This window comes from Streptomyces sp. Isolate_45 (genome assembly GCF_024721315.2).
In the GTDB taxonomy this organism is placed as follows: Bacteria; Actinomycetota; Actinomycetes; order Streptomycetales; family Streptomycetaceae; genus Streptomyces.
Window position 1 is genome coordinate 1 of the sequence record NZ_JANFAK020000161.1, and the last position, 17,320, is coordinate 17,320.

11 protein-coding genes and 2 pseudogenes are annotated in these 17,320 nt (G+C 73.7%); 6 read left to right on the forward strand and 7 right to left on the reverse strand.

Going from position 1 to position 17,320, the window contains the following annotated elements; translation table 11 throughout:
• A pseudogene (locus NOD94_RS33660) lies at positions 1-648 on the reverse strand (hypothetical protein); the annotation flags it as partial.
• 827 nt (positions 649-1,475) lie between these two features.
• On the opposite strand from NOD94_RS33660, the gene NOD94_RS33665 reads away from it, so the two are divergent.
• A complete protein-coding gene (locus NOD94_RS33665; protein ID WP_281209992.1) occupies positions 1,476-3,929 on the forward strand; it encodes a SpoIIE family protein phosphatase in 2,454 nt (817 codons plus the stop codon).
• Between the two features lie 58 nt (positions 3,930-3,987).
• Here the strand turns inward: NOD94_RS33665 and NOD94_RS33670 are convergent, their stop codons facing one another.
• The gene (locus tag NOD94_RS33670; RefSeq protein WP_281209993.1) at positions 3,988-5,520 is read right to left on the reverse strand and encodes an SDR family NAD(P)-dependent oxidoreductase; all 1,533 of its coding nucleotides are present in this window, start codon (positions 5,518-5,520) and stop codon (positions 3,988-3,990) included.
• A 112-nt stretch (positions 5,521-5,632) separates the two neighbouring features.
• On the opposite strand from NOD94_RS33670, the gene NOD94_RS33675 reads away from it, so the two are divergent.
• Both NOD94_RS33675 and NOD94_RS33680 read left to right on the forward strand, forming a co-directional pair.
• The gene (locus NOD94_RS33675; RefSeq protein ID WP_281209994.1) at positions 5,633-5,899 is read left to right on the forward strand and encodes a hypothetical protein; all 267 of its coding nucleotides are present in this window, start codon (positions 5,633-5,635) and stop codon (positions 5,897-5,899) included.
• Between the two features lie 285 nt (positions 5,900-6,184).
• Positions 6,185-8,062, forward strand: a complete 1,878-nt coding sequence (locus NOD94_RS33680) for a copper resistance CopC family protein (protein WP_281209995.1) — start codon at positions 6,185-6,187, stop codon at positions 8,060-8,062.
• A gap of 67 nt (positions 8,063-8,129) precedes the next feature.
• Here the strand turns inward: NOD94_RS33680 and NOD94_RS33685 are convergent, their stop codons facing one another.
• Positions 8,130-8,870 (reverse strand): DUF1775 domain-containing protein, encoded by a 741-nt coding sequence (locus NOD94_RS33685; RefSeq protein WP_281209996.1) that lies wholly within the window; start codon positions 8,868-8,870, stop codon positions 8,130-8,132.
• Between the two features lie 1,020 nt (positions 8,871-9,890).
• A complete protein-coding gene (locus tag NOD94_RS33690; RefSeq protein WP_281209997.1) occupies positions 9,891-11,120 on the reverse strand; it encodes a serine hydrolase domain-containing protein in 1,230 nt (409 codons plus the stop codon).
• A gap of 216 nt (positions 11,121-11,336) precedes the next feature.
• Between NOD94_RS33690 and NOD94_RS33695 the strand changes: the two genes are divergently transcribed.
• Both NOD94_RS33695 and NOD94_RS33700 read left to right on the forward strand, forming a co-directional pair.
• Positions 11,337-11,471 carry a hypothetical protein gene (locus NOD94_RS33695; RefSeq protein ID WP_281209998.1) on the forward strand — a complete coding sequence of 45 codons (135 nt, stop codon included), beginning with the start codon at positions 11,337-11,339 and terminating at the stop codon, positions 11,469-11,471.
• A 4-nt stretch (positions 11,472-11,475) separates the two neighbouring features.
• A complete protein-coding gene (locus tag NOD94_RS33700) occupies positions 11,476-12,252 on the forward strand; it encodes a MerR family transcriptional regulator (RefSeq protein WP_281209999.1) in 777 nt (258 codons plus the stop codon).
• 30 nt (positions 12,253-12,282) lie between these two features.
• Here NOD94_RS33700 and NOD94_RS33705 read toward each other — a convergent pair.
• Positions 12,283-12,516 (reverse strand): annotated as a pseudogene (locus NOD94_RS33705) (diaminopimelate decarboxylase); the annotation flags it as partial.
• Between the two features lie 140 nt (positions 12,517-12,656).
• Here NOD94_RS33705 and NOD94_RS33710 point away from each other — a divergent pair.
• Positions 12,657-13,208 (forward strand): universal stress protein, encoded by a 552-nt coding sequence (locus NOD94_RS33710; protein ID WP_281210000.1) that lies wholly within the window; start codon positions 12,657-12,659, stop codon positions 13,206-13,208.
• 58 nt (positions 13,209-13,266) lie between these two features.
• Here NOD94_RS33710 and NOD94_RS33715 read toward each other — a convergent pair whose 3' ends face one another.
• Positions 13,267-16,329 carry an AMP-binding protein gene (locus NOD94_RS33715; RefSeq protein WP_281210001.1) on the reverse strand — a complete coding sequence of 1,021 codons (3,063 nt, stop codon included), beginning with the start codon at positions 16,327-16,329 and terminating at the stop codon, positions 13,267-13,269.
• A gap of 119 nt (positions 16,330-16,448) precedes the next feature.
• The coding region (locus NOD94_RS33720; protein WP_281210002.1) for a phosphopantetheine-binding protein at positions 16,449-17,320 on the reverse strand (872 nt) is incomplete at its 5' end.

A 17,320-nucleotide genomic window follows, 5' to 3' on the forward strand; every position in this document is an offset into this window, starting at 1 on the left:
CGCTCCCGCCGCACCCTCGGCGCCCGAGCCGCCCGGCCGGCGCTCGTACGCCGTGCCGGCGGTCGGGGCGTTGGGGCCGTAAGGGATCGCGGTGGCCGTGAGCGCGTCGATCGCGACGCCGAACGCGTCGTCCAGTTCCTCGAAGCCGTCCAGCCACCCCGATGCGGCCGGCCCCGGATCGAATAGCCGGCCGGTCGCCCAGGCGCAGGCGGAGACCACGGACGTGTCCTCGATCGGCCTGCCCTCATCGTCCAGGACCAGCGCGAACATCGCGCTCTGACCCGGTAGCACCAGCTCGGACTGCGGCACGCCGGGATCGGGATCGGTCCCCGGAGGCAGTACCGCGATCATCGCCTGGCGAAGCAGCTCCAGTTCGAAGACCCCGCCGTAGACCTCGTGCCGCCACATCCGACCGAACGGTGCCCGCCGTGCCCCCGTCTCCGGATGGTCCGGATCCCACGGCAGGAGCGGTGGTACCCGGCCCGGCACCGGCGTGAGGTCGATGACGTACTCGTCCCTCGGCCCGGAGCGCGCGGCGGGACGACGGCGGGGCAGCGTCGGGATGGGCGGCGGACCGAACAGCTCGATCGCACGCCAGCACTCCAGCAGGGCCTTCCGTCGACGGTCCTGCGCGTGTCCGCTCCGCACCCACTGCCCCCGTGTCGCACGCGCGGCATCCTGCCGCTCCCCTGAAGATCAGCTGCGTCGCCGAATCTACCGGACCGTCAGCGGGCCGGGCCCCGGTCAGCGGCGCCGGCGGTGCCGGAACGCCCCAAGACGCGGGGCCGGTTCTGCCGGTTCGGGCGCGGGGCGGGGGTCACCGGCCGGCGGCCAACCGACCCGCCGGCCGGTGCGGGCACGTTCCGCTCCGGCGACCTCGACGGGCCGATGAGCCCGCGCTCCCGGGCGCGGCTCCGGCTGTCGGCGTCGGGGGTTCGCCCAGGGCCTGTCGTCAAACTCCCGTCCGCCTCGCGACGTCGGGCACGCCGAGCACGCACCGGACGCCGTGAGGCCGTCCTCCGGGCGACGGCGGCAGTTCGGCGACAGGCCCTCGGCCGCACCGAACGGCACTGGGGGGCGTCCCGGCAGAGTGCCTGCGTCGGGTCACACCCGGGCCGGGCCCATCCGGGCCCATCCGGGCTCATTCGGGGAGAACAGTTATCCGGCCCGTAGGTTCCCTTCAGCCCGAATGTCGGAATTTCCCATCCTGCGGGAGTGCGAGGTCGGAGGGGGCGTCTGCCTGCCGGGCAGTCGCAGGGGCCGCTCGCGGTGGTGGCTGCCGCGCCGGCGTTTCGACCGGGAACGGGGGATCGTTGACGTCGTGGCGCGCGGTGGCCGGCCCGCTGCCGACGTGCGGCGGCGCGGTGATACTGGAGGTGTGCGGACCGCCCGACCCCTGATCTCCGATCACACCGGGTGGTCGCCGGGGCAATGCCCGCTGTGCGGTCCGTTCGGCAGGTCGAAGGGTGGCAGCGATGGACGCACCAGCGCCTGGATCGGGCGAGGCGCCCGAGGACCCGTTCGCGCTGCACAACTCGGCCTCGGTCGTTCTCGACGACCGCGGCATGGTCGTCGGCTGGAGCGAACGCGCACAGGAGCACCTCGGCTACCTGCCCGGGGAGGTGCTGGGCCGCATGGCCTTCGAAGTTCTGTTCGATTCCCGTGATCGAGAGGTGGTCCGCGAAGCGGCGGCCGTGTGCGTCCGCGACAGGGGGTGGTCCGGCGTCCTGCCCGTCCTGCACCGGAGCGGTCGGCGGGTGGAGCTGGGCTTCCGGGCCCGGGCCGTCATCCGCGCCGGCTCGGCCCGCGAGTGGTTCCTCGTCCTCGCCCCGGCGGAGGAGGTGCTCCGGTGGGAGACGGATCGGTCCGTCCTGGACGGGCTGTTCCGGCGCTCCCCGATCGGTCTGTCCGTCCACGCCCCCGATCTGAGCGTCCTGCGGATCAACAGGGCGCTGGCCCGGTTCACGCAGCTCTCGGCAGCCGAGATCCGGGGCCGACGCATCGGCGACTTCCTGATCGGGCCGGACGTGGAAACCATCGAAACCCGGCTGCGACGGGTGCTGGACACGGGCGCCCCCCTGATCTTCACCGAGCAGCCCTGCCACCTGCGCAGTGACCCCGACCACGAGCGGGTCGTCTCGGTGTCGGCGTTCCGGATGCAGGACCCCGCCGGCGGGATCCTCGGCGTCACCCAACTGGTGGAGGACGTCACGGACCGCTACCGGGCCAGGCGGCGGCTCGCCCTGCTCAATCGGGCGAGCGCCCGCATCGGGACCACCCTCGATCTCGGTCGGACCACCAGGGAGCTGGCCGATGTCGCCGTCCCCGACCTCGCGGACGCCGTATCGGTGGATCTGCTGGAGTCGGTGGCCCGAGGCGAGGAGAACGCCGAGGAGGTGAGCGGATCGGTCCGTAGGATGGCCGTCCACTCGGTCGTGGCAGAGGCGCTGCGGGTGATGTACTCCGCCGGCGAGGTCTTCCGCTTCGACCCTCGTACCCCGCAGGCCCGGTGCCTCGCCGAACAGCAGCCCATCCTCGAACCGGTGCTCCGGAGCAGTCCGGACTGGTACTTCCAGGATCCGGAACGCGCACGGCGCGCCGTCGGTCTGCACGCCCACTCACTGATCGTCGTTCCGTTGACGGCCCGCGGTCTGCTCCTCGGCCTGCTCAGCCTGTGGCGGGCCGAGCGGCCCGAGCCGTTCGAGGAGGACGACGTCACGCTGGCGGAGGAGTTCGCCGCGCGGGCCGCCCTGTGCATCGACAACGCCCGCCGCTACACCCAGCAGCATCAGGCCGCGTTGACGCTGCAGCGCAGCCTGCTGCCGCAGGAGTTGCCCGCGTACAGCGCGGTAGAGGTCGCGCACCTCTATCTGCCGGCCGATCCCGCCACCGGCGTCGGCGGCGACTGGTTCGATGTCATCCCCCTCTCCGGAGCCCGCGTCGCCCTCGTCGTCGGCGATGTCGTCGGCCACGGTCTGCACGCCGCGGCCACCATGGGCCGCCTGCGCACGGCCGTGCACACCCTGGCCGGCCTCGACTACGCTCCGGACGAGGTCCTCTCCCATCTGGATGACCTGGTCAACCGCCTGGCAGTCGAGCAGGAGTCGGCGGACGGACGCCGGCAGGGCAGGCAGATCGTCGGCGCGACCTGCCTCTACGCGGTCTACGATCCCGTCTCCCGGCGCTGCACCCTGGCCCGGGCGGGTCACCTGCCCCCCGCCGTGGTGACCCCCGACGGCACGGTGAGCCTGCCCGACCTGCCCGAGGGGCCGCCGCTCGGGCTGGGCGGACTGCCCTTCGAGTCCGCCGAACTGGAACTCGACGAGGGAAGCCTGCTGGCGCTGTACACGAACGGCCTGGTGGAGGCCCGTGGCCTCGACCTCGACGAGGGACTCGAACGGTTGCGAGGGGCCCTGTCCCGGCCATGCCGTTCGTTGGAGGAGACGTGCGCGGCGGTGCGGAACGCCCTGCTGCCCGATCACCCACCGGACGACGTCGCTCTGCTCCTCGCCCGCACCCGCGTGTTGGCGCCGGAGCAGGTGGCCTCCTGGGAACTGCCCGCGGAGCCGACCGCCCCCGCCCGGGCACGGCACCTGGCGGACACCACGCTGACCAGGTGGGGACTGGGCGAGCTGGCCTTCACCGCCGAACTGGTCGTCAGCGAACTGGTCACCAACGCCTACCGGTACGGCGGCGGCACGCCGGTGTCCTTGCGGCTCATCCGCGACCGCAGCCTCATCTGCGAGGTCTCCGACGGCAGCAGCACCGCTCCGCACCTACGACGGGCGCGCATCACCGACGAGGGCGGGCGCGGCCTCTTCCTGGTGGCGCAGCTCACCGAACGATGGGGCACCCGCTACACCCGGGACGGCAAGACGGTCTGGACGGAGTTCCCCCTCGCCGGGGCGACGGAGGGGCTCGCCGGGTAGCCGAGCGCCTCGGTCGGCATCAGGGCTCGACCGGGACCCGTTCACGATGCCGGAGGGATCACCACGGGACCTGCTGGTAGTCCTTCAGCAGGACGCCGTGTACGGGTGCGCCCGCCTGCCCTTGAACGATGGGGTGGTAGACGCGGGCGGCGCCGTCGACGATGTCCAGTGGCGGGCGCCAACCGGTGGCGGCGCGCCGGTTCCGGGCCGGGAGGGGCTTCTCGTCGGTGACCCAGCCGGTGTCGACGCTGCAGGTGTGGATGCCGCGGGTGGCCAGGTCGGCCGCGCTGGTGCGGGTGAGCATGTTCAGGGCGGCCTTGGCCATGTTGGTGTGCGGATGGTCGCTCGTCTTGTCGCGCACGGTGAAGCGGCCTTCGACCGCCGAGACGTTGATGAGGTAGCGGTGGGGGTGCGGGGAGGCGTCGAGAAGGGGCAGTAGCCGGTCGGCGAGCAGGAACGGCGCGACGGCGTTGACCAGTTGGACTTCCAACAGCTCCGTCGGGTCGATCTGACCCAGGCGCAGCGTCCAGGAGTTGGTCGCGGACGTCTCGGGCAGCAGGCCCGCCTCGTCGACGACCTCCCGCGACAGCGCGATGTCCGCCGGGGCGTCCGCCGGGGCGTCCACCGCAGCGTCCGCCCTGTGTGCGGTGCCGGCCAGGGCGTCGGGCGCCGGGAACCGTGGGGCGAGCTCCGCCGTCCACGGCAGGGGCGCGGTGCGTGGGCCCGGTACGGAGAATCCGGGAGCGGTCCAGATCCGTGGCGCGGTGAGGGACGTGGGCGCCGGCGTGCATTCGCCGGTCGCCAGCGCGGCGTACGCCTGGGGGGAGCGGCGCAGGGTCTGGGCCGCGTTGTTGATCAGAATGTCCAGGGGCAGCCCCTGGGCGAGCATGTGGTCCGTGAAGGCGAGCACCTGCCGGGGATCGCGCAGGTCCAGCGCGGCGATCCGCAGCCGCCGCCACCACTGCGCGGCGTCGGGCGCCGCCGCGAACCGGCTCACCGTGTCCTGGGGGAAGCGGCTGGTCACGGTGAGCTCGGCTCCGTCCCGGAGGAGCATCAGCGCGACCTGGAAGCCGATCTTGACGCGCCCCCCGGTCAGCAGCGCGCGCCGGCCCGTGAGGTCGGTGCGGTTCGCGCGGTGGGCGAGGTTCTCACCGGCGCACTCGGGACACAGCAGGTGGTAGAAGTCGTGGACGTGCCGGTAGTGGTCCTTGCAGACGTAGCAGCGCAGGGGACGGTTCAACAGCCGTGCCGGCCCGGCACCGTCCGGCGTGCGGTCCGGCAGCCGGCGCTCCGCGGACGGCCCGGGGGGAAGCCGTACCGACTCGCGGGCCGTCGGTCCCGGTTCCGGCGGGGCCGGCGCGGACAGAGGGGCGTCCATGACGCGGTCGCGGGCGCCCATCACGGTGGTGGCGAGCAGCTCCGCGTCGGCCGCGGCCCGTGCCGCGCGCGCCTCGGCACGGCGCCGGAGGCGGCCTTCGCGGACGAGTTGACCGGCGGCCTGTTCCAGCTGTCGGCGCCGATCATCATCCACGGGTAGCTGTCGTACCTGGTGGATCAGATCCAGGCAGATCCGTATGTGCTCACTGTCCATGGGGTGCCTTAGGTGTGATGGGTCGTGCGCGGCCTTCCCCACCGGCCGGTGGCGTTCGTCGCACGTGGACGACCGGGCCGGGCGCCGTGGGGGCGCTGGGGAAGGCGCGCTCATGACGGACGCGCAGCACGGGCAGCCGCGTCCGGAGGTGGTGATCAGAATAGGTCGCGGGCGGGAAGGCCGGGCGCCATTTCCGGCCCGGACCCCGCGCCCGGCGAGCAACCACCGGACCGGAGGCCTGGGCCCGTCGCGGCTGATCGTCCACGGCCGCCTGGGAGCCGAGGGCGGGGTGACGGCCAACGACACGGTCACCGTCACCGGAGACCTCACCACCCTCGGCATGCTGCGCGTCCACGGGGCGTTGCGCTCCGATTCCTGACCGGTCGCCGAGCCCGCTGCTCCGGACCCATACAGGAAGGTGCCCGGAGCGGAGCCTTCCGCGGCGCCGTTTAGCCGAAGTTGCTCAACCCGCGCCGTCCCGGGACCGGCAGCACTATCGTCCACATCTCGCCATGACCTCCGGCCCTGCCGGAGTCCGTCCCGTCGCCCCGGGCGAGCCGTGCGTCCGATCGCTCCTCCGTACGACCGAGTCCCGGGCGGTGGTGCCGTCGCTGACGGCCGTCCTTTCGGAGGCTGCCTCTTCATGCACACCGGATCGCCTTCCGTGAGGACGCCGTCGACCGTCCTGGCGCTGGTCGTCGCCGTGCTCGCCCTGCTCCTCGGCGGGGCGGGTCCGGCCTCCGCGCACGCGAGCCTCAGTGGTTCCGATCCCGCGGACGGCGTCGTCCTCAAGACCGCTCCGCGGCAGGTCACGCTCACCTTCACCGAGTCGGTCAGTTTCTCCGACGACTCGCTGAGAGTGCTGTCGCCGGACAACGAGCGTGCGAACCCCCGCCCGGCGCAGCACGCCGACGGCAAGGACAACACGGCGCGGGTGGAGCTGTCCGACGCGCTGCCCCAGGGCACCTACACGGTGGCCTGGCGCGTCGTCTCCGCCGACGGCCACCCGATCTCGGGCGCGTTCGTCTTCTCCGTCGGCAAACCGTCAGGGACCGCCGCGGTGGTGGCAACCGGCTCCCCGGAGGACACGGCGGCCGGCCGCCTGTACGGCTTCTTCCGCTACGTCGCGTACAGCGGACTGGCCCTCCTCGTCGGAGCCGCCGCGTTCGTCCTCGTGTGCTGGCCCACGTCGGCCGCGGTCCGTCGGGTGCGCAGGCTGCCGGCTGTCGGGTGGGTGACACTGGCGGTGTCGACCCTGGCCCTGTTCCTGCTGCGCGGCCCGTACGAGACGGGCGGCCCGGTGACTTCGGCGTTCGACTTGGCGCAGGTCGGCCGAACCGCCACCGGGCGGCCCGGGGCCGCGCTGATCGTACGTCTCGTGCTGCTCGCGGCCGCGGCGGTGTTCCTGAGGCGATCGGTCGTACGACTCGAACGGAACGAAGGCGGCACGCCGCCGGGGGACCTCGGCGCCGGTGTCCGCCTGTTCGGCGCGGCGCTCGCCCTGGCCCTGGCGTTCACCTGGGCCGCCGCGGAACACGCCGCCGCCGGGATCCAGGTACCGCTGGCCGTTCCCGTCGCCGTGCTGCACCTGGTGGCCATGGGGGTGTGGCTCGGCGGCCTGATCACCCTGCTGATCCTCCTCGGGCGCCGTGGCCCCGGCAGTCGTGACGTCCCGGCGTCCGCGATCGGCCGCTTCTCCACCCTGGCCTTCGGGTCCGTGGCCGTCCTGGTCGGCACGGGGACGTACCAGTCCTGGCGGCAGGTCGGATCGTGGGACGCACTGTTGACCACCTCGTTCGGCAGGACCCTCGTCGTGAAGGTCGCCGCCGTGGTCCTCGTGCTGTGCGCGGCGTATTTCTCCCGCCGCTGGACGGCCCGCCTCGTCCATGAGGCGCCGCCGGTCGCCGAGACGTCGACGGTGCCCGAGCCCGCGCGGGTGCGGGCCGTGGCGACGGTCGGCGCGCCGCTCTCCCCGGCGCCGACGGGCCCACGTGGCGCCGCCGGCGCGCCGGACGGGGGCGAGCCGGGGGCGGACACCGGGCCGTCCGTCGCCGAGGCCGACGGGCACCGGCGCGGCCTGCGCCGCACGGTCGCCGTCGAGGCCGTACTCGGCGTCGCGGTCCTGGCGATCACGACCCTGCTCACCGGAACCCAGCCCAGCCGCGCCGCCGACGGGATCTCGGCGGCCGCCGCGCAGGAGCCTCAGGCGAAGGTGGTCACGATCCCGTTCGACATGGGGACGGCCAACCACCGCGGCACGGTGCAGATCACGCTGGCGCCGGGACGCGTCGGCGAGAACACCGTCGAAGCCGTCGTGTTCACCGCGGACGGCGGCCTCGCCACCGTTCCCGAGCTGCGACTCACCCTCACCCAGAACGACCTCGGGATCGGCCCGCTGGACGCCGAGCTCAAGAATCAGAAGGGGTACTGGGCCACGTACGACCTGCGGCTGCCCATGGCCGGTGAATGGACCCTGAACCTCACGGTGCGCACCACCGACATCGACCAGGTCACCGTGCGCGACACCGTCAAGATCACCTAGGGGGCGGTCGCGCCGATGTCGGGTCCGGCACGCCGCTCACGCCGCGTGCCGGACCCGCCCGTGCCGGTCAGGCCCCGCTACGGGCGCGGCGCGTCCACCAGAAGGTGCCGGCGGCGACGAGCAGGAGCACGGCCGCGACCACGCCGACGACGGTCCCGGTACCGCTACCCGTCTCCGCCGCGCTCGTCTCCCGCCCGCTCGGGGACGGGACGGGAACCGGCGCGGCCGACGCCGACGCCTGGAGGGACGGCGTGGTGCTCGGGGTCGGCGACGGCGACGGCGAGGTGCTCGGGGCGAGCGGTGTGGCTCCGGGGGCCGCCGCCTTCAACTCCAGTACGGGAGCGGGGTTGTCGACCTTCTCGCCGTTGCCGGGCACCTCGATCCAGCGGGAGATCTTTCCGTCGCCGTACGTCTCCAGGGTCTTGAAGGCCAGGGACTTCGCGTCGGGCAGCCGGCGCACGGTGACGCTGTACTCGGCGTCGGTGCCGGTGGCCAGAGCCGGACCACCGATCGCGTACCCGTCAGGGGTCGCGGTCAACTTCCATTCCCGGGGCGCCTCCTTGAGCGTCACGGCGTCCGGAGCGATGCCCGGGGGGAGCACGACCCGCAGCTCCGCGATGCCCGCGGTGTCCGACTCCGCCTCGGAGGAGAAGGTGAGCGTGACGTTCTCGGCGAGGGCGCGCGGGTCGGAGGCGGTGACTCCGGCGTGGGCGGCGGCCGGTCCGGCAGCCAGTCCCAGGAGCACCAGGGCGCCGACAGCCCCGAGGGCAGGCCTGTGGAGCCGGCGGCGGGTGTGTGACCTGTTCATGATGGAGGAACCCTCTCGGTACGCGGGACGGGCCTCACCTCGCAGGTGAGCGGCCCGCCGGGATCAGGGGAACGTCTCCTGCGCCTCCGGCGGGAGGCCCCCGGCGCACCACCGCGTGACCGAGCATCGTCGTCACCGTCGGTCGTACGGCGGGCCCGTCGAGCACGACGCGTACGGTCCGCGGCCGAGGCCGGACACCTGGCCGACGGCAGACGTCGAAGCCCGCGACGGCAGCGGCGACCGCCTCCTGAGCCCACCGGCCCAACGTCTCCGGAAGGCGACTCAGCGCCCGGTCCGCGCGGTGCATGAGCAGGGCCATCACGCACGCGGCAACGCAGTGGGTCGCTGTCATGGCCCACGCCGCGTGCCGCGTCGCGGGCCCTGCCGCCGGAGCCGGCGCACCGACGTGTGCTCCGGCGTGTCCGTGGGGCCCTCCGTGACCCACGGACAGGGCCCGGTGCAGGAGGAGTTGAGCCAGTCCCGTTGCCGCGAACACGTACGGTCCGCGCCGGTCGGGTCGGGCCGCGGGCAACGACAGGGCGAAGAGGGCAACCGCCCCGACGGTGAGCCGCGGCCAGGGCACCGGGTCGTCCGAGGCCAGGTGATGGCCCACGACGGCCAACACCGAGCCGAACAGGGTGAACGCGGCAGCTCGCAGCGCCCGTCCGCTCTGCCACGCAGACCGCGGACGCGAGCGCGTCCGTGCACGGGCTCCGGTCATGTCGGGGTCATCATCCACCGCACCCCGTGGCATCGGACCCCAACTGTCAATTGCGGAGCACATTTTACGGATTCCGCGTCCTCGGGCTTGTCGTCATACTCCCGTCTCGCGGCGTCTTGCACCGCTCCCACCTGCGCGTATGAACCGAGTGCAGGGTGGCGTGGCCGACGTAAGGGGCGCGCCGGGACCTCCCCCGCTCATCCTCGACCACGTCCTGGACGTCGCCTGTCCGTCACCGCGGGTGCGGCTGCCCCGGCCTCCGCCCCGACCGGGGAGCGGGACCCCGACGCGTCCCGATGTCAGTCGTCGATGGCCTGGTAGAGGGTGGTCCAGAAGTCGTGGATGAGCCTCGGTGAATCCGGGGTGGACATCCCCACCTGGGTGAGCAGGATTCCGGTGAGCCCGGTGTCGGGGTCGGCGTAGGCGGTGGTGCCGGTACCGCCGTCCCAGCCGAACTGCCCGATGGGGGCGTGGCCGCTGCGACGGGTGCGTACCGCCATTCCGAAGCCCCAGCCGCCGTGCGACCCCTGGCCGGCCGTCATGTGGGCGATGTTCCTGTACATGGTGTCCCGGGCGGACTGCTGCTCGGGCGCGAGCCGGTTCGTGGTCATCAGCTCGACGGCGGCCCGGGACAGGATGCGTTCGCCGTCGTGCACGCCGTGGTTGAGGAGCATCCGGAAGTAGGCGTGGTAGTCGTCGACGGTCGAGACCAGCCCACCGCCGGCGCCCTGGAACGCCGGTGGCCGGCTCGTCCTTCCGCCCCGCGCCTCGTCCCAGACGAGGAACTCCCCGCTCTGCGGATCGGGCCCGTACAGGGGCGGCAGCCGGTCGATCCCGCCGGCGGGCACGTGGAAGGCGGTGTCCTTCATCCCCAGCGGATCGAGGACGCGTTCGCGCAGGAACGATTCCAACGGCCGGCCCGCGACCCTGGCGACCAGCACACCCAGCACCTCGCTGCTGAGGTCGTACTGCCAGCGCTCGCCGGGCTGGTACGACAACGGCAGCTCGCCGAGGCGGCGCATCCACTCGTCCGGGTCGGGCGCCGGCCCGGACGCCACGCTGTAGTCGAGACGCTCGAAGGTCGCGGCCCTGATCGGGGAGGTCATCAACCCGAAATCCACCCCGAGCCCGAACGTGGAGGTCAGCAGGTCCCTCACGGTGATCGGCCGCCCGGCCGGCACGGTGTCCTCCAGCGGGCCGTCGGGGCGCGTCAGCACCCGCCGGTCGGCGAGTTCGGGCAACCACGGGTCCACCGGGTCGTCGAGCCGCAGCCGGCACTCGTCGAGCAGGACCATCGCCGCCGCCGTCGTGACCGGCTTGGACGTGGACGCCATCCGGAAGATCGTGTCCCGGCGTATCGGCGCGCCACCGTCGTGACGCATCGTCCCCATCGCTTCGACGTGCGTCCGGTCGCCGCGGCTCACGAGGGCGACGAGCCCGGGAATCCGCTTGGACTCGACATGCCGTGCCAACACGTCGTGGAGCCTGCCCAATCCTGCTTCGGAGAGGCCGCTGTTGCTCGTTCCCATGATGAATCCCCTTGTCCACAGTGCTCGATCCCAAGGCACGCCCGGCGGCTGCCCGGCCCCTGCGAGGCGGCCATGCGATGACGATGGACCCTGACCCAAGGTCAAGGTCAACAGCCGTCGTGAACACCGAGGGACGGACAGCGGACGTGGTGGTCCCGGCCCGGACCTCGGCCACGGGGCCGATGAGAGGCAACGGACGCGCGCTACCCTCGCCCTGTGATCGTTCGCAACCCGTACCCCGAGGTGAGCACGAAGGCGGCGGGCGAGGCCTCCTTCCTGCGCGAGGACTTCCGTGCCGGCGCCTGCGTGGTCCGCCGGTCCGAAACGGCCCACGATGCGGCGGTGAACTGACCCGATGGCGAACGGGCTCACGATCGGTCAGGCGGCGGCGTTCGTCGGCGTCACGATCAAAACCGTGCGGCACTACCACCGGATCGGCCTGGTCGCCGAACCGGAACGGGACGGTTCCGGCTACCGGCGCTACAAGTCGGCCGACCTGCTGCGGATGGTCCAGGTCCGGACCCTGGCCGGGGCCGGCGTGCCGCTCGCCGAGATCGGTGACCTGCTCGACGCCGATCCCGAGCGGTTCGCCGCCGCCCTGGACGACGTCCACCGTCAGCTCACCGAGCGGATCGAGGACCTGACCGCACGCCGCGACACGCTGCACCGACTCGCCCAGGGCGACCGGGCCCTGCTGCCCGACCGGGCCTGCGGGGTCCTGGACCGAATCGCCGAACTCGGCTTCGACCCCGACTACGTGGCCGGTCAACGGGAGGCCCTGGTACTGGCTCGGGCGCTCGTCCCGGAGATCTTCGAAAGCTTCCTGACCCGGCTCGAAGCCTCGCTGGACGATCCGGAGTCCGTCGCGCTGACCCGGCGTGCCTGGGAGGCGAGGTCCTGGGCTCCGGACGACCCGCGGATCGAGGAACTGGCCTCCACGCTGGCCGCGAAACTACTTGCCGACCGCGCGAAGTTGGCCGTGCCGACCGGCTTTCGGAGGACGTCCGAAGCCGCCTCCCGGTACGGAGTGGTCAACCACCACCGGGAGGACGGGGCGCCGTCCATCGCCCGGCTGAACGTACTGGTCGAGGCGAAGCTCCGCGCGGCCGGCATCGACGTCCCGCACCAGTGACGGCCGCGCGGACGAGCCGGGCCGGGTGGCGATGTCCCGGCTGCGGAAGTCGTCCGGCGTTTCGCGCCGGAGCGGGCTCCGGGCCGAGCCCTAGTGGACCGTGATGACCGGGGGCCGCCCGACCACGTCGTACCCGGAGGCCACGGACAGCTGGTAGGCGCCCGCCACGGGCACGGCGAGCAGGTCGCCCGGGTGGACGTCTCCAGGTACCTCCACGTCGGAGGCGAGGACGTCTCCGGCCTCGCAGTGCCGTCCCACGACGGTGGCCGGCAGGGCGCGGTCTGGAGTGCCGGCCGGGACGCGGGTGTCCGGCGCCGTCAGGAGCACGTCATGAGTTGCGGCGGCCGCGTCAGGAAGATGTCAGTGACCCGCCGCACGTGCCGCCCCGGCCCTTTCATGGAGCCATGGGAACACGTACGGACTCGGAGGAGGGGATCGCGGCCGTGCGCAAGATCGTGGTCGGCGTGAGCGGAACCCCGGGAAGCCTGTCCGCGCTGCACCGGGCCGCCGCGGAAGCCCGGGTGCGGGACGCCGAACTGTGGGTCGTCATGGCCTGGCGGGCTCCCGGCGGTGAACTCGGCAGCCGCGGCGCCTGCAACGCGTCGGCGCTGACGGACTGCCGCGCCGCCGCCGTGGAACGCCTGCGCGAGGTGCTCGACGGCGCCTTCGGCGCGGCCGGGCCCGGCGTGACCCTCGCCGGCATCACCGTACGGGCAACACCCGGCGCGGCCCTCGTGGACACCGCCCGTGGCCCCGAAGACCTCCTGGTGGTGGGCACCGGTTCCCGCAACGCGCTGCGCCGCCTGGTCCGCCCCTCGGTGGCGCGGTACTGCCTCGCCCACGCTGCCTGCCCCGTCCTGACCGTCCCGCCGTCACCGCTCCAGGCCGATCTCGACGAGGTGCACCGCCGCAACTTCTGGCGGAGGCCACTGGACGCGCGGGAGCTCGTCCCCTGAGCAACGTGTTCTCCTCGGTCGGCTCCTGTCACGCCCCGTCATGTGAGCCGACCCCGGGTCATCCGCAGGCGGCGGTCAGCGCGGCGGTGAACTCCCCGGCCAGTTCGGTGATCACGGGGAGGTCGAAGGCCAGCGCGTTGTACTGCAGCCAGCACCGCATGCCGCCGTCCGGCTGCTCGACCACGGTCAGCTCGGGCACGCCCCGATCGCCGCCCGGCAGCGGCCAGGGCACGGTGCTCCCGCGCGGCAGCTCCCAGGGCTCGCAGGTCAGGCCGGGCAACTGGGCGGGCGCGGCCCACGCCTCGTAGCGGAGCCAGGCCGCGAACGGTACGGACGGACTGAACTCGGCGAACGGGTACAGCTGGTGGTCCAGCGCCTCGCTGTGCACCGCCCGCAGCCGGTCCACCAGTTCGGCGAAACCGGGTCCCCCGCTCGCGTCCACCCGCAGCAGCAACGACTGGACGAAGCATCCCACCGCCCGCTCGGCGTCCGGGCGCGGGCGGCCGGGCACCGGGGTCATCACCACCAGGTCGGGATGACCGCCGCGGCTCGCCAGCAGTCCGGTCCAGGCCGCCGTGACGGCCAGGAAGGGTGTGGCGCCCAGCTCGGCCGCCCGGACCCGCAGGGCCCCGGCCAACGCCGCCGGTACCTCGAACTCGTGCGCCTCGGTGAGGACTTCGTCCACCGACCGGCGGCCGGCGAACCGCTCGACGGCCTCCGGCGCCCCGGCGAGCGCGGTCCCGAAGTGCGCCCGGGAAAGAGGCCAGTGCGCGTTCGCCCAGTCCACCAACTCGGCGTAGCCCGGACCCGAGCGGGCCGGCGGGGCGGAGCGGCCCCGCCGCAGCGCGGAGTACAACACCCCCAGGTCGGCCAACAGCACACCGACCGACCAGCCGTCGGCGACCATGTGGTGCATCGCGACCAGTACCACGTGGTCGGTCTCCGATCGGCTGACCACCAGGAGGCGCGCCATCGGGTCACGGGCCAGGTCGGTGAGACGGTCGCGTTCGGCCAGCAGCAGGGCGTCCACCTCCGCGTCGGTGGCCCCCGGGGCCCGGGTCAACGTGATCCGCACCCGGGGCTCCTCGTCCAACACCGCCCGCACCACACCCCCGCCCACCGCCTCGAACCGGGTCCGCAGCGCCGGATGGCGCCGGACCGCCTCGGTGAGCGCCAGGCCCAGGGTCTCCGGCTCCAGCCGGTCGGCCACCCGGAACAGGGCCGTCACCGCGCCGGCGTCCCGCCCGGGGGCCTCGGCCATCCAGCGGAAGAAGTTCTCCTGCTGGGAGGTGAGTGCGACGGCGTGCGGCTGCGCGCGGAGCGCGGCCAGGTACGGCGTCACGGTCCCCGCTCCGTCGGACGCTCCGTCGGCAACGGGCCGCTGTCGCCGGTCGGGGTGGTCCACCCAGGCCGCCTGGGAGCGCAGCGAGGGCCGCTCGAAGACCACGGCGGTCCGCGCCCGGACCCCGAACTCGGCGCTGATGCCGGTGGCCAGCTGGACGGCCCGGAAGGAGTCGCCGCCCAGCGCGAAGAACTCGGCGGCCACATCGGTGACCGGTCGGCCGAGCAGACGCCGCCAGAGTCCGGCCAACCGCAGCTCCGTCGGGGTGGCGGGGGCGACCGCGGGGCCGGTGGGCTCCGCGGGCGCGTCGAACAGCGGGCGGAGCCGGTGCTTGACCACCTTGCCGCTCGGGTTCCTGGGCAGGTCCCCGGCGAGCAGGATCCGGACCGGCAGCTCGGGCCGGCTCAACCGGGCGCTCAGGAACAGCCGGAGCTCGTCCAGGTCCAGCCCGTCGGGCCCGGCCACCACGACCGCCACCGGGACGGCGCCCATCACGGCGTGCGGCAGGCCGAACGCGGCGGCGTCGGCGACCGCGGGGTGTTCGTGCAGCACCTCCTCGATCCGCAGCGTGGAGACCTTCAGCGCACCGCTCTTGATGACGTCGCTCTCCCGGTCGACCAGGTACAGGTAGCCCTCCGGGTCGAGGCGCCCGACATCGCCCATCCGCACCCAGCCGTCCCGGAACACCCGGGCGTCCTGCCCGGCGGCGCCCAGGTAGGAACGTGGGGGTCCCGGCTGGCGCAGCCAGACCTCGCCGACCTGCCCGGCGGGCAGCGGCAGCCCGTCGGCGTCGAGGATCCGCAGGTCCCGGGGGTCCGCCGGGCGGCCCAGCGAGCCGGGGCGGCGGGCGTCGACCACGGTGGAGATCTGCGCGGGCGAGGCCTCGGCGGAGGTGTAGGTGTTGACCAGCGTCGCGCCCGGCAGCGCCGCGGCCAACGCCGCCGCCACCGGCACGGGCAGCGCGGCGGCGGAGGAGTTGACCAGGCGCAGACTGCTCAGGTCGTACCGCCCGGCGGTGCCCGCGTTGACCAGTTCGATCGCCATCGAGGGCACCAGGAAGGCGGTGCCGATCCCGAACTCCTCGACCGCGACGCCGAACCGGTCCGCGTCGAAGCGCGGCAGGCTGAGCATGGTGGGAGCGGCGGTCAGTGCGCCCAGCAGCATCACCTGGCCCGCGTTGGTGCCGATCGGGAAGGCGTGCACGGCGTGCCGCGAGTGCGCGTAGGCGCGGCGGCGGGGGTGGGCGGCCAGGCCGGCGGTCAGGTTTCCGTGCGCGGCGAGCACGCCCTTGGGCGCGCCGGTGGTGCCGGAGGTGCCGATCACCTGGGCAGGGTCGCCCGGGCCGACCCGGTGCGGCGGGCCGGCCGGCGGCTCGGGGTGCGCCGCCAGCAGGGAGGCCAGACACAGGTCCGCCGGCCCCGGGAGGGTGGGCGGTCCGCCCTCCCGCAGGACCGTGCCGGCTTCGGCCAGCGCGGCCAGGGCGGCGGCATCGGCCTCGGACAGGTCCTCGCGGATCGGAACGGGCACCCCGCCCGCGTACTGGACGGCGAGGAAACCGACGGCGTACCGCTCCCAGCGCGCGTTGGAGAACCGCAGCACCACCCGGTCGCCCGGTGCGACCCCGGCGGCGGCCAGTCCGACGGCGGCGCGCAGCGCCTCCTCGCGCCAACGGCGGTAGGTGAGTTCCCCACCGCCGACGACCCGCAGCGCGACGTGGTCCGGGTGTTCGGCGGCCCGCGCGTCGAGGAGCTCGGGGACGGTCGTCGCGGCGGGCGGCACGGTGCTGGCGATGGCGTTCTCCTGCGGTTCGGTGCGGTTCGGTGCGGGTCGGTCCGGTCCGGTTCGCTGCGGTTCGGTTCGGTGGGAGGGACTGGTCGGGCATGTGCGGTGCGGTGCGGTCAGTTCAGTCGGTCGGCGGCCTCCTCCTCGCTGAGGGCGTCGATCTCCGCGATCAGCAGTGCCTCGATCCGCGCCGCCAGGGCCGCCGGGGTGGGACTCTCGAAGACGTCGCGGATCGACACGTCGAGGCCGACGCCGGACCGGATCCGGGCGGCGACCCTGGTGACCAGGAGCGAGTCCCCGCCGAGGGCGAGGAAGTCGTCCAGTACACCGACCCTCGGCAGGCCGAGCACCTCCTGCCAGAGGTCGACCACCAGGGCCTCGGCATCGGTGCGGGGCGCCAGGTACCCGGCGGTGGCGGTGCCGGCCGGGTCGGGGTCGGGCAGGGCCGCGGTGTCGAGCTTGCCGTTGGCGGTGAGCGGGAGCGTGTCGAGCAGCACCACGGCGTCCGGCACCATGAAGGCCGGTAGCCGCAGCGCCAGGTGCTCGCGCAGTTCGCCCGCCCGCGGCGCGGCACCGGACCCCTGTCCGGCGGCCGGTCGCAGGACGGCGTAGGCGATCAGTCGGCGGCCGTCGCGGACCTGCACGGCCGCCCGGCCGACCGCCGGGTGGGCGGTGAGGGCGGCCTCGACCTCGGCGGGCTCGATCCGGTATCCGCGGATCTTCACCTGGTCGTCGGCCCGGCCGAGGAACTCCAACTGCCCGTCGGCGCGCCACCGGGCGCGGTCGCCGGTGCGGTACATCCGGGCGTCCGGGGCGTCGGCGAACGGATCCGGGAGGAAGGCCCGCGCGGTCAGTTCGGGCCGGGCCGAGTAGCCGCGCGCGAGGCCGTTGCCGCCGATGTACAGCTCGCCCTCGGAGCCGGCGGGCAGCAGGCCGCCGCGCTCGTCCAGGACGTAGAGCCGCACGCCCGGCAGCGGGCGGCCGAGCG

Excerpts from the sequence above, each read along its gene's own strand:
- NOD94_RS33665 (WP_281209992.1), top strand. The coding sequence starts at position 1,476 with ATGGACGCACCAGCGCCTGGATCGGGCGAGGCGCCCGAGGACCCGTTC.
- NOD94_RS33670 (WP_281209993.1), bottom strand. The coding sequence starts at position 5,520 with ATGGACAGTGAGCACATACGGATCTGCCTGGATCTGATCCACCAGGTA.
- NOD94_RS33675 (WP_281209994.1), top strand. The coding sequence starts at position 5,633 with ATGACGGACGCGCAGCACGGGCAGCCGCGTCCGGAGGTGGTGATCAGA.
- NOD94_RS33685 (WP_281209996.1), bottom strand. The coding sequence starts at position 8,870 with ATGAACAGGTCACACACCCGCCGCCGGCTCCACAGGCCTGCCCTCGGG.
- NOD94_RS33690 (WP_281209997.1), bottom strand. The coding sequence starts at position 11,120 with ATGGGAACGAGCAACAGCGGCCTCTCCGAAGCAGGATTGGGCAGGCTC.
- NOD94_RS33700 (WP_281209999.1), top strand. The coding sequence starts at position 11,476 with ATGGCGAACGGGCTCACGATCGGTCAGGCGGCGGCGTTCGTCGGCGTC.
- NOD94_RS33710 (WP_281210000.1), top strand. The coding sequence starts at position 12,657 with ATGGGAACACGTACGGACTCGGAGGAGGGGATCGCGGCCGTGCGCAAG.